The sequence below is a fragment of the Companilactobacillus hulinensis genome (genome assembly GCF_003946555.1).
GTDB lineage: Bacteria > Bacillota > Bacilli > Lactobacillales > Lactobacillaceae > Companilactobacillus > Companilactobacillus hulinensis.
On record NZ_RHOO01000053.1, the window covers coordinates 1 to 1,183 of the forward strand.

1 protein-coding gene is annotated in these 1,183 nt (G+C 39.3%); it reads right to left on the reverse strand.

Annotated features, from left to right (window positions below; translation table 11 throughout):
• Positions 1–469 precede the first annotated feature (469 nt).
• Entirely contained in the window at positions 470–1,150 is a 681-nt protein-coding gene (locus EKM66_RS12470) for an ABC transporter ATP-binding protein (RefSeq protein WP_046811108.1), read from the reverse strand.
• Between the last annotated feature and the right edge of the window lie 33 nt (positions 1,151–1,183).

Genomic DNA, 1,183 nt, shown 5'->3' on the forward strand with positions numbered 1-1,183 from the left:
TTTTTTAATCGCCCCTATAAAACAGCCCCCGTTATCTAGTGGATAGATAATAGGGGCTGTTTTTTTGTTTAATGGTATTATAGGTACTATATTAGTATGAATATATTGGAGAAATAACATGTATAAAAACATCAAATAAATCGTCAGCGGATTGGGCGCTTTTATAATTGCCCAATGGCTCTATCATACTCTGTCACAATATCCAAACATCAATATTTGGCTGGCTAGACTGCTTCCTATTCTTATCATTTTTATTGTGTTCTTTTCTCTGCAATGGATAATCAACACATTTGAAAAGTAACCTTATAAATTTTAGTTATTATATTGGGCTGAAACCCTTGCTACAAGCGGACTAGCAAAAATGCAAGCTCGACAAAAACATAACTAAATAATCTATTGCTCTTATGATGATATTTTACCAAACGAGAAAAACTAGTCCGGAATATCAGCATAAGAGCAAGTGTGTTAATCAGTCCGTATTAGATAGTTTTCCGTCGACAATTTTGTAGACATTATCAGAAAACTCTCGCAGACGATCATCGTGCGTGACGATGACGACTGCTTTTTCCTCGTCATGCGCAATATTAGCAAAAAGTTGGCCAACTTCTTTGACACGTGCCGTATCTAATGCTGCCGTAGGTTCATCGGCTAGGATGATCGCCGGGTCTGTATACAACGCACGGGCAATTGCAACGCGCTGTTGTTGACCGCCAGACAATTCGCCAGGGTATTTGTTTAATAATTTTTGAATGCCTAGCGTTTCAATAATTTTGTCAAATCCATCTTGACTGAGGTTATTGTTAGGCTTCACCTGGTCAACAAGTTTGAATTGGTCTGCTACGGTTAAATATGGCACGAGATTGTACGCCTGTAAGACGAAACCGATTTGTTCAAGTCGTGTTTTTTCGGCTTCTTTGGTACTCAAATCACTGATGTCGTGACCATTCAAACGAACTGAGCCGTCTGTTGGTGTCTGTAACCCGCCTAAAATGGTTAGCAAGGTACTTTTACCAGATCCTGAAGGACCAATGATAAGCGACACCTCACCAGCTTTAAACGCTAAACTGACGTCTTCTAGTGCCGTAACTAAATTGGTTTTCTGACCAAATTGTTTCGTCACGTGTTCAAGGGCTAGTTTTTCTTCACGCATCTTTTTAACCTCCAATTACTGATACCGGATCAA